The sequence below is a fragment of the Streptomyces botrytidirepellens genome (assembly GCF_003721215.1).
GTDB lineage: Bacteria > Actinomycetota > Actinomycetes > Streptomycetales > Streptomycetaceae > Streptomyces > Streptomyces himastatinicus.
Window position 1 is genome coordinate 24378 of the sequence record NZ_RIBZ01000279.1, and the last position, 10372, is coordinate 34749.

Below are 10372 nucleotides of genomic sequence, written 5' to 3' on the forward strand. Positions count from 1 at the left end.
TGCGCCTACTCCGAGCCAAGACAATTGTGCCCACAGTCCGCCGCTATGCACGACACGCGATGGCGGACGATGGTTGTGCTCAATGATCAGCGTCCGAGTCGTCCGCGCACCATACCGACCATGGCCGTCAGCTCTTCAATGCGCATCCGTTTCGCAGCAATGTAGAAGACCGCGATAAGAACGAGACCTCCACCCGCCAATGCGGCTAGGGAACCGGACATGCCGGAACCCAATGCCTGAGTGATGGCATAAGCCGCCGCGCCACTCAGCAGAGTGGCGGGAATGCTGGCGCCCACCAGGCGGGTGTAGGTGCGCACGACACGACGGCCGTCGAGGTCGCCGCCCAGCCGGTTGCCCAGTCGCTTCCAGGCCACGCCCACACCGGCGGCGTACGCCAGGCCGTAGGAGGCGGCCATGCCCGCCACGATCCATCGGGTCGGGAGAACGAAATAGCAGAGCGCGGAGGCGGCCGCGTTGACGGCGGCGACGATCACCGTGTTGTAGAAGGGGGTGCGGGTGTCCTCGTAGGCGTAGAAGCCGCGCAGGACGACGTACTGCACCGAGAACGGGATGAGCCCGAGGCCGAACGCCATCAGGATGTATCCCATGTTCTGCGCCGTCGCGGTGCCCGAGGTACCGAAGAGCAGGGTGCACAGGGGGACGCCGAGCGCCACGAAGCCGAAGGCGAGCGGAACGATGGCGACGGCGGAGGTGCGCAGGCCCTGGGAGATGTCGTCGCGGACCGCCCCGGGGTCGCCGTCGTGGGCCGACCGGGACAGCCGGGGCAGCAGGGCGGCCATCACCGAGACGGTGACGATGGCCTGCGGCATGTTCCAGATGAGCTGCGCGCTGGTGTAGCCGACGTAGCTGGCCCCGGGGGCGTCCATGTTCTCGGCGTCGGATCCGGCCGCCGTGGCGAGCTGGGTCACCACGATGTTGCCCGCCTGGTTGGCGAGCACGAACAGCACGGTCCACTTGGCGAGCTTGGCGGCCTTGCCGAGGCCATGGCCCCGCCAGTCGAAGCGGGGACGGAAGCGGAAGCCGGAGGCCCGGAGGTAGGGGAACATGGCCAGGGCCTGCACGGCGAGACCGAGCAGGGTGCCGATGCCGAGCAGCCGGATGCCCTCGTCCGTGATGGTGGTGACGCCCATCTGGGAGGTGCTTGAGGTGCCGAACACCCAGATGAAGAGGCCGAAGGTGGCGATGACGACGATGTTGTTGAGGACCGGGGTCCACATCATCGCGCCGAACTTGCCGCGGGCGTTGAGGATCTGGCCGACCACGACGTGCACGCCCATGAAGAAGATGGTGGGCAGGCAGTAGCGGGCGAAGGCGACCGCGACCTCATTGGCGGGCGGATCGTCCGCAATGGACGGCGAGAGCATCCGGATCAGTGCCGGGGCCGCGAACATGGACAGGGCGACCAGGCTGCCGAGGGCGACCATCGCGAGGGTGAGCAGACGGTTGGCGTAGGCGATGCCGCCGTCCTTGTCCTCCTTCATCGCGCGCACGAGCTGCGGGACGAAGACGGAGTTCAGGCCGCCACCGACGGTGAGGAAGTAGATCATCGCGGGCAGCTGATACGCGACCGCGTAGGTCTGGCCCAGGGACGCGGCGCCGAGGGCCGCAACGATTGCCATTTGCCGGAGGAAGCCGGTCAGCCGGGACACCAGGGTGCCGGCGGCCATGAGGGCGCTGGACTGGAGCAGGCTCGCCGCACGGCCGCCGGAGCGCTTCGGCGCGGCCTCGGCCTGCTCCTCGGCCTCGGGAGGGCTCACCACCGGCGCGGCCACCGTGGGAGCACCGGCCGACGGAGGCACGGACTCGGGCCGCGCGGGCCCGGGCACAGGCGGCTGGCCCGGCGGGGGCACCGGCGGATAGCCCTGGGCGGCGCCCTGCGGATGCCCCTGGGAGCGCCGCGGGTCGTAGGGCTGCTGCTGGTCGCGGTAGAGGTGCGCGAAGGCGTCCTGCTGCGGCTGCTCCCCCGCCCCGTAGCCGCCCTGGTCGCCGTATCCGGGGGCGGTGGGCTCGGCGTACTGCTGCTGCACCGGCTCCTGGGAGCCGGGTGCCACCGGCCACGCCCGCGGGTCGGCGCCCTGCGGTGCGGCGGACTGCTGCTGGTACGGCGTCTGCTGCTGGTAGCCGCCCTGCTGGGGCCCGGACCGGTCGTACAGCGGATCCGTCAGCGGGTCATGGCCGTACCCGTCCTGCGTCGGGTAGGGGTACGGAGTGAAGCTGCCGGTGGCGTACGGGTCGTCGCCATACGGGTCCTGCACGTAGTACTGCCCGTAGTCCTGGCGCGGATCGCTCGCGGGTGCCTGGGAGCCGTCGCCCAGGTACGGATCGTTCTGGTGCGGTTCCTGTCCGTAGGGTTCCTGGGGCGCGTGGGGGGAAGGCGGTGGCATCCGCCTCTCACCGTCATACGGCGCGTTCATCGCTACCCCACCTCATCGTCCGCTGCGGCCGACCGGCCCCGGAATTGCTCAATGGTCCACTTTCTCACCCGCGCCGGACGCCCCGGCGCTTTGCGAACCGGTGTCCGGCGCCGGGTCACTCGGCTGCTCGGGCACGAGGGCGGTGGCGGGGTCGCTTCCGTCGCTCTCCGCGTCCGTGGCCTCGTCGGCCCCGTCAGCCCCGTCCTCCTGTGCGTCCTCGTCGCCGCCGTTCGCGGTGGCGGCCCGCTTGCGCTGGAGGTAGATCCGGATTCCGGCGAGGACCAGCAGCAGCACACCGCCCGCGATCACGAGGATGACGGTCGATGTGATTTCGGTGACATTCACCTCGAACAGCATCTCGTCGCCGTAGGACTGCCCGTCCTCCGTGACCAGCTGGGCCGACACCCACACCGGACCGTTCGCGTTGGCCGTCGTCCCGAACTTCACGGACTGGCTGTGCCCGCCCTCGACATTGACCACCTGGGGCTCGCTGACCGCCAGGCGGTTCTTCTGCTGGGACTTGAGGACCAGCCGCAGCCGGACGCCCTGCACCAGGTTGTTCTGCACGGTCACCGGGATGGTCGCGCTCCGCCCGGACAGCGTCATGTCCGTCTTCGGGATCAGGCGCACCTTCTTGGTCAGCCCCTCCAGATAACGCTGGACGCCGTCGCGGAAGTGGGTGGCGCCCAGCCCATTACCCCGCCACGAGGTGGACATCTCCCGCCGGATCGCGTTGCCGAAGGGGGTGACCACCCGGTACTTGGCGGTGAGGATCTTCTCGAACCTGTTGAGCGTGGACTGGGTCTTGTAGACGTTTTCGAACGCCCGGGTCGGCAGCTCCTGGCGGCGCAGCGAACCGGGGTACAGGCGGGTGCTGGGCACGCGCTGGGTGGCGTTCGGATCGGGCTTGGCCTTCGCGGCCTCCCCCAGGTTCATCAGCTGGGTCCACTCCCCGGACACGCCGTCCAGGGCGGCTGCCATCGCCTGCGCCTGGCTGGTGGTGGGGATGCGCTGCGGGGCCACCACGATGCTGCGCTGCCTGTCCGGCGACTGGAGGTTGATCATCTGGCTCTGGGCGAGGAACCGCTGGATGGCGAGCGTGGAGTTGTCCGCCTTGGACATGTCGCCGGTGAAGGCGGTGGACAGCCGGGCGTCCGCGACCACCGCCGTGTTGCCGCCGCCGATCTGCCGGGCCGCGGTGGGGGTGTACGAGAGGTTGCCGGTCTCCCGGAGGCTGTCGCTCCGGGCGATGACGTTGTGGGCGCCCGCGGAGGTGGCGACGTCGACGATCGAGGAGTCGACCGCGCCGTCGGCCGGCCAGGCGAAGTCGGTGCGCGGCTTCACTCCGAGGACCGTCTGCACGGTCGTCGAGGCCAGCTCGGTGGCGTCCCGGAGGTGGCTCAGGGCGCCGGGGACGTTCTTGCCGTGGTGGGCGAGCGACGCGATGTCGGGGTCGGAGAATGGCAGGGCGACCACCTGGTGGCCCTCCACGGCCTTCTGGAGGTCGTTCAGCCACCGCTTGGCGACCGTCTGGCCACGACCGGTTGTCGTCCCGTCCCCGTGCCGGTTCTGGACCTCGTACTCCCGCGTCATCGCGTCGACCGTGGCGAGTAGATCGGGGTCGATCACCCAGGTGATGGGGAGGTTCTTCCCCAGGCTGACCATCTGCTGGAGCCGGCCGCCGGGGGCCAGCTCCGCCTTGAGGCGGTCGTCCCGGAAGATCGGTGTCCGATCCTCGTCCGCATCGGTGCGCGATGTCACATGAGGTGTGGAGATCAGCGGCCACAGATAGGTGAGCTGGGTCTTCTTGGCCGGCGAGCTCGACTGCCAGGGCAGGAAGGTGCGCTCGATGCCCAGCACCTGCTGCCAGGGGCGGCTCCGGGACTGACCGGTGAGGGAGACACCGAGCTGATAGACGCCGTTCTCCCCGAGGTGCAGCTCGTTCACCGGTATGGAGAGCGTGAAGTCCCGGCTGGCCCCCGCCCCCAGCTTGCCGATCTTCTCGGTGTACTTGCCGCCGATCTCGTTGCCGTCGGCGCCCTGCTGGTAGCCGGTCCGCCGGGCGGCGCTGTCGATGGCGTTGCGGCCCTCCATGGTGGGGCCGACGCGGAGGCCGACATGGGCACCGGAGACCGTCGAGCTGCTGTCGTTGGTGACGGTGCCGCTGACGGTGAGCGTGTCGCTCTTGGTCGGTGCGGTGGGCGTCAGCGAGGTGATGTCGACGTCCACCGAGCGCGAGCCGGTGGGTTTGGCCGCCGCATGGACGGCGGGGGCCGCCGGGACCTGTAGGACGCCCGCGAGCACCGGCGCCGCTGCGAGCAGCGTCCCGGTCCGCCGTAGCCATCGACGGGCGCGAGAGGACGTCGTCTCCCGGAGGTCTGCCGCATCGGCCACGCGCTCGCCCGTCCCTTGTCGTCTGTGATCGTCAGTGGTCGTCGCAATGTGCGTCCACGCATGGTAACGATGCCCGCTGTGGCGAAGTGCTGTGGAGGGCTCCACAAGATCGTCACCGTGATGGAACCGACGATCGAGGTGGAGGCCCCGGGGCGCGCGGCCACGTACCCTGTTCTGTTGTGCCGAACGCCAACAATGACAGCCGATCCCCGCAGTCGACCAATGAGCTCAACCAGGTGCAGCGCCGCGCCGTGGCCGAACTCTTGCGGGTCTCTCCCGTCGCCGACGACCTTGCCCGACGCTTTCAGCAGGCGGGGTTCAGCCTGGCCCTGGTCGGCGGCTCGGTACGGGACGCGCTGCTCGGCCGGCTCGGTAACGATCTGGACTTCACGACGGACGCCCGTCCCGACGAGGTGCTGAAGATCGTCCGACCCTGGGCGGACGCCGTGTGGGAGGTGGGCATCGCCTTCGGCACGGTCGGTTGCCAGAAGGAAGGACCGGGCGGCAACGGGACACATCAGAGTTTCCAGATCGAAATCACGACGTATCGGTCGGAAGCCTATGACCGGACATCCCGGAAGCCCGAGGTGTCGTACGGCGAATCCATCGAGGAAGATCTGGTCCGCCGGGACTTCACGGTCAATGCCATGGCGGTGGCGCTCCCGCAGAAGGAGTTCATCGACCCGCACAACGGGCTCGAAGATCTCGCCGCACGGGTGCTGCGCACCCCCGGGACGCCCCAGGACTCCTTCTCCGACGATCCGCTGCGGATGATGCGCGCGGCGCGGTTCGCCTCCCAGCTCGACTTCGAGGTGGCGCCCGAGGTGGTCGCCGCGATGAAGGCGATGGCCGGACGGATCGACATCGTCTCGGCGGAGCGGGTGCGTGACGAGCTGAACAAGCTGATCCTGGGCGCCCACCCCCGGAAGGGGCTGCGGCTGCTGGTCGAGACCGGGCTCGCCGACTGCGTACTGCCGGAGATCCCCGCGCTGCGGCTGGAGCGTGACGAGCACCACCGGCACAAGGATGTGTACGAGCACTCGCTGACCGTGCTGGACCAGGCCATGGACCTGGAGGAGAACGGGCCGGATCTGGTGCTGCGGCTGGCCGCGCTGCTGCATGACATCGGGAAGCCGAAGACGCGCCGCTTCGAGAAGGACGGCCGCGTCTCCTTCCACCACCACGAGGTGGTGGGCGCCAAGATGACCAAGTCGCGAATGACGAAGCTCAAGTACTCCAATGAGCTGGTCAAGGAGGTCTCCCGGCTGGTCGAGCTGCATCTGCGCTTCCACGGTTACGGCACGGGCGAATGGACCGACTCGGCCGTGCGGCGCTATGTGCGCGACGCGGGGCCGCTGCTGGACCGGCTGCACAAGCTGACCCGCTCGGACTGCACGACGCGCAACAAGCGGAAGGCCATGGCGCTTTCCCGGGCGTACGACGGACTGGAGGAGCGGATCGCGAGGCTCCAGGAGCAGGAGGAGCTGGACGCGATCCGCCCGGACCTGGACGGCAACGAGATCATGAAGGTGCTCGGCATCGCTCCGGGCCCTGAGGTCGGCAAGGCGTACAAGCATCTGCTGGAGCTGAGGCTGGAGCACGGCCCCATGGGCCGGGACGCCGCCGTCGCGGCGCTCAAGGAGTGGTGGGCGGCTCAGTCTCAGGACTGACGCCGCGCCTCCGGTGCGTCACGTTTCACGTGAAACATCAAGCCCCGTGCGTTTCCCGGGGCGGTGTTTCACGTGAAACAAGAGCAGGACGGCGGTCGCCGCGTAGAGCAGTGCCACCCCGGTCACCAGAGCGGCCGATGTCCCGTCCGGCGGCAGCATCAGGGCGGCCACCCCCGCGGCTCCCACGAAGGCGACGTTGAAGAGCACGTCATAGAGCGAGAAGATCCGCCCGCGAAAGTCGTCCTCGATCGCTGACTGGACGACGGTGTCGGTGGCGATCTTCGCGCCCTGGGTGATGAGGCCGAGTACGAAGGCGGCGACCAGTATCGGCGCGGGTTCGAAGGGGAGCCCCAGGCCCGGCTCCAGGACGGCCGCGATCGCCGCGCACACCATCACCCAGTGGAGCTGGCCGTCCGGCCGGGAGGCGTCGAGCGACGAAAGCCGGCCGATCGCCCATGGGGTGATCACCGCCGCGGCGAAGAAGCCCGCGCCCGAGACACCGACCGCGATGCCGAGAAGGGCCAGCCCGCCCGACTCGGTGTCGGCCCATGCGTACCGGCAGAGCATCAGCACCGTGACGGTGAGGGCGCCGTAGCAGAAGCGCATCAGCGTCATCGCGGTCAGGGCCAGCGTGGGATCCCTGCGGTGCAGGAGGTGGCGCAACCCGGCGACGAGTCCGCGGACGGTGCTCACCAGGGCGGCCCCGAGGTGCGGTTGCAGGGCCGCCGGATCGGGCCCCAGGAGGCCGGAGGGCATGCGGAGCGCCGCGAGTCCGGCGAGGAGGTAGAGCACGGCGCCCAGCAGGACGACCAGCGCGTCCGAAGAGGAGCCGCCCGGGCCGGAGAGCCGGACCACGAAGGCCAGACCGCCGCCCGCGGTGGCGGCGAGCGTACCCGCGGTCGGTGAGAGGGAGTTGGCCATGACCAGACGTTCCTGGCTGTCCACCACCCGCGGCAGCGAGGCCGACAGACCGGCCAGCACGAAGCGGTTGACCGCCGTCACGGACAGGGCGGAGACGTAGAAGAGCCACTCGGGCGCCTGGGCGAGGACCAGCACCGCGGTTCCCGCGGCCAGCCCGGAGCGCAGCAGATTGCCGTGGAGCAGGACCTGGCGGCGGCGCCAGCGGTCCAACAGCACACCGGCGAAGGGGCCGAGGAGGGAGTAGGGGAGCAGCAGGACGGCCATGGCGGAGGCGATGGCCGCGGCGGAGGTCTCCTTCTCCGGGGAGAAGACCACGTAGGTGGCCAGCGCGACCTGGTAGACGCCGTCGGCGGACTGGGACAGCAGACGGACGGCCAGCAGATGGCGGAAGTCGCGCAGTTGCAGCAGCACGCGGAGATCACGCACAACGGGCATGACGCCACCTTCACACACCGCACGGGCCTCCGGGGGGATTCCCGGAGGCCCGTGATCAAGCGGCGGAGATCAGCGCCTCACGGCGCACCGTCGCGGCGCAGCGCCATGGTTCAGCGCTCGGCCTCACCCTTGATGAACTTCTCCACGTTCTCCCGGGCCTCGTTGTCGAAGTACTGCACCGGCGGCGACTTCATGAAGTACGAGGAGGCGGAGAGGATCGGGCCGCCGATGCCGCGGTCCTTGGCGATCTTCGCGGCGCGCAGCGCGTCGATGATGACGCCCGCGGAGTTCGGGGAGTCCCACACCTCGAGCTTGTACTCCAGGTTCAGCGGGACGTCGCCGAACGCCCGGCCCTCGAGGCGGACGTACGCCCACTTGCGGTCGTCCAGCCAGGCCACGTAGTCCGACGGGCCGATGTGGACGTTGTCGGCGCCCAGCTCACGGTCCGGGATCTGCGAGGTGACGGCCTGCGTCTTGGAGATCTTCTTGGACTCCAGGCGCTCACGCTCGAGCATGTTCTTGAAGTCCATGTTGCCGCCGACGTTCAGCTGCATGGTGCGGTCCAGGATGACGCCCCGGTCCTCGAACAGCTTCGCCAGCACCCGGTGCGTGATCGTGGCGCCGACCTGCGACTTGATGTCGTCACCGACGATCGGCACGCCCGCCTCGGTGAACTTGTCCGCCCACTCCTTGGTGCCGGCGATGAACACCGGGAGCGCGTTGACGAAGGCGACCTTGGCGTCGATGGCGCACTGGGCGTAGTACTTGGCGGCGTCCTCCGAGCCCACGGGCAGGTAGCAGACCAGAACGTCGACCTGCTTGTCCTTGAGGATCTGGACCACGTCGACCGGGGCCTCGTCGGACTCGTCGATGGTCTGGCGGTAGTACTTGCCGAGACCGTCGTGCGTGTGGCCGCGCTGGACCGTGACACCGGTCGACGGCACATCGCAGATCTTGATGGTGTTGTTCTCGCTGGCGCCGATGGCGTCCGCGAGGTCCAGCCCGACCTTCTTCGCGTCGACGTCGAAGGCGGCGACGAACTCCACGTCACGGACGTGGTAGTCGCCGAACTGCACATGCATCAGACCCGGCACGCGGGTGTCCGGGTCGGCGTCCTTGTAGTACTCGACGCCCTGCACCAGCGACGCGGCACAGTTGCCCACACCGACGATGGCTACACGAACCGAACCCATTCCGGTTGCTCCCTGTGTGTACTCGACGAAGCCCTGCGGGGTGCGGGGCCTCACTTGGCGGTGTCATCGGACGGGTCCGGCCGGGAACCACCCCGGTGCCGGGGCAGGCCGTCCGCATCTCCTGACCGGTCCTGCTCCGGCGACCGGTCCGGCCCCTGCTCAGGCGTCCGGTCCTGCCCGGCGGGCTCGTCGCGCTGGTCGCGCCCGGCCCGCTCGCTCTCGATCAGCTCATTCAGCCAGCGGACCTCGCGCTCCACCGACTCCATGCCGTGCCGCTGGAGTTCGAGGGTGTAGTCGTCCAGCCGCTCGCGGGTGCGGGCCAGGGAGGCCCGCATCTTCGCCAGGCGCTCCTCCAGGCGGCTGCGCCGCCCTTCGAGCACGCGCATCCGTACGTCCCGCGACGTCTGTCCGAAGAAGGCGAAGCGGACGCCGAAGTGCTCGTCCTCCCATGCGTCCGGGCCGGTGTGGGAGAGCAGCTCCTCGAACCGCTCCTTTCCCTCCGCCGTCAGCCGGTAGACGATCTTCGCCCGGCGCCCGGCGAGGGTGGCCGCGACGGCCTCCTCGGAGGCGTTCCCGGGCTCCTCGATCAACCAGCCGTTGGCGACCAGCGTCTTGAGGCAGGGATAGAGGCTGCCGTAACTGAACGCCCGAAACACCCCGAGCGAGGTGTTGAGGCGCTTTCGCAGCTCATATCCGTGCATCGGGGACTCGCGGAGCAGGCCGAGGACGGCGAACTCGAGGATGCCGGAGCGTCTGCTCATCGCCTGCCTCTCCCGTCTCCTGGGGCCACTATGCCGAGCTGATGTATCGACTCGATACATCAAGACGATAGGACCGTGGTCCCCATGGGACAAGAGCGACCACGGTGAACGGCGTCACATCACCGGTTCGTGGGACTCAACCGGACTGTTATGGAGTGAAGGCGCCGAGGAGACAAGATTTGGCCGTGCGTACTCTGTTCGCCATGCAGACCAAAGGGAACCGTGTGACGCTGTCCTGCGTCCTCGTCCTGGAGGCAGTGCGTCCGGTTACCAGGAGTGGCCGGATCGCACATCGGGGGGACCGGAAGCCACCTGCCGCTTTCAGGCGATAGCGCCTGCCCGAGGAGTAGTCGTTCCATGAGCGAGCACCGTCGCAAGCCGCCGCAGCCCCAGGGCGGCGGCCGAGCAGCGGCCCGGCGTGCCGGACAGCAGTCGTCCGGCCGTCGCGCAGCACCATCGCACAACGCCGCCGCCGAGTCGGGCTCGGCTTCCTATGGGGAAGAGGTTTCCCACGGCGGCAGGGCCGAGGCCCGCCGCGCCGCGCAACGCGGCGCCGGCGGCCG

7 protein-coding genes are annotated in these 10372 nt (G+C 69.2%); 2 read left to right on the top strand and 5 right to left on the bottom strand.

Going from position 1 to position 10372, the window contains the following annotated elements:
* Positions 1–86: 86 nt before the first annotated feature.
* Together murJ and EEJ42_RS22925 are read right to left on the bottom strand one after the other, a co-directional pair.
* A complete protein-coding gene (gene murJ, locus EEJ42_RS22920; protein ID WP_123102391.1) occupies positions 87–2435 on the bottom strand; it encodes a murein biosynthesis integral membrane protein MurJ in 2349 nt (782 codons plus the stop codon).
* A 48-nt stretch (positions 2436–2483) separates the two neighbouring features.
* The gene (locus tag EEJ42_RS22925; protein WP_123102393.1) at positions 2484–4829 is read right to left on the bottom strand and encodes a DUF6049 family protein; all 2346 of its coding nucleotides are present in this window, start codon (positions 4827–4829) and stop codon (positions 2484–2486) included.
* Positions 4830–5008: 179 nt separating this feature from the next.
* Here EEJ42_RS22925 and EEJ42_RS22930 point away from each other — a divergent pair, with 179 nt between their 5' ends.
* Positions 5009–6499, top strand: coding sequence for a CCA tRNA nucleotidyltransferase (locus EEJ42_RS22930; protein WP_123102395.1), 1491 nt, complete (start codon positions 5009–5011; stop codon positions 6497–6499).
* A gap of 18 nt (positions 6500–6517) precedes the next feature.
* On the opposite strand, the gene EEJ42_RS22935 is transcribed toward EEJ42_RS22930, so the two are convergent.
* The 3 genes from EEJ42_RS22935 to EEJ42_RS22945 all read right to left on the bottom strand — a co-directional run bounded on the left by EEJ42_RS22935 (position 6518) and on the right by EEJ42_RS22945 (position 9809).
* On the bottom strand, positions 6518–7855 hold the full coding sequence (locus EEJ42_RS22935; RefSeq protein ID WP_123102397.1) for an MFS transporter: 1338 nt from the start codon (positions 7853–7855) through the stop codon (positions 6518–6520).
* Positions 7856–7965: 110 nt separating this feature from the next.
* Positions 7966–9048, bottom strand: coding sequence for an inositol-3-phosphate synthase (locus EEJ42_RS22940; protein WP_123102399.1), 1083 nt, complete (start codon positions 9046–9048; stop codon positions 7966–7968).
* Between the two features lie 50 nt (positions 9049–9098).
* A complete protein-coding gene (locus EEJ42_RS22945) occupies positions 9099–9809 on the bottom strand; it encodes a PadR family transcriptional regulator (protein ID WP_123102401.1) in 711 nt (236 codons plus the stop codon).
* Between the two features lie 357 nt (positions 9810–10166).
* Here EEJ42_RS22945 and EEJ42_RS51945 point away from each other — a divergent pair.
* A partial coding sequence (locus tag EEJ42_RS51945) for a hypothetical protein (protein WP_148082016.1) occupies positions 10167–10372 on the top strand: 206 nt, incomplete at its 3' end.